We start from the raw sequence: 551 nt of genomic DNA, 5'->3' as shown, positions 1-551 counted from the left end.
AACGGGAGGCCGCCGGCGAATACACGGCGGCTCGCGGCGTGCTGCATGTCACCGCGCCGATCGCCTTCGGGCAGCGGCATCTGATGCCCGTCGCGTTGGGATTCCTGGCCGAGCAGCCCGAGATCAGCCTGCGGCTCGCGCTCGTCGACCGGCAGATCAGCCTGACGGACGAGCATATCGATGTCGCCCTGCGGATCGGGCATCTGAGCGACAGCGCGCTGATCGCGACGCGGGTCGGCGCGGTGCGCCGCGTCATCTGTGCGAGCCCCGCCTATCTGGCCCGCCGCGGCACGCCCGACCGCCCGGAGGATCTGGCGCGGCACGACGGCATCAGCTTTCAAGGCTTCGCGATCGGGCCGGAGTCGCGCTATCGCCACGACAGCGCGGCCTTCGCGATCGAGCCGCATCCGCGGCTGGCCGTCAACACGACGGAGGCGGCCGTTCAGGCGGCTCTGGCGGACCTCGGGATCATCCGCGTGCTGTCCTACCAGGTGGAGGACGAGCTGCGGTCGGGCCGGTTGAAGGTTCTGCTGCCGTCCTTCGCACCGGAG

Annotated in this window: 1 protein-coding gene; it reads left to right on the top strand. The window is 70.8% G+C overall.

Annotated elements, in window-relative coordinates; translation table 11 throughout:
- On the top strand, window positions 1-551 hold a 551-nt coding region (locus tag ABTU92_RS29500; protein ID WP_408095102.1), incomplete at both ends, for a LysR substrate-binding domain-containing protein.

Source organism: Rhodoplanes sp. SY1 (assembly GCF_046000175.1).
Lineage (GTDB): Bacteria > Pseudomonadota > Alphaproteobacteria > Rhizobiales > Xanthobacteraceae > Rhodoplanes.
The sequence above is the reverse complement of the archived record's forward strand: the minus strand, read 5'-3'. Positions and strand labels throughout refer to the sequence as shown.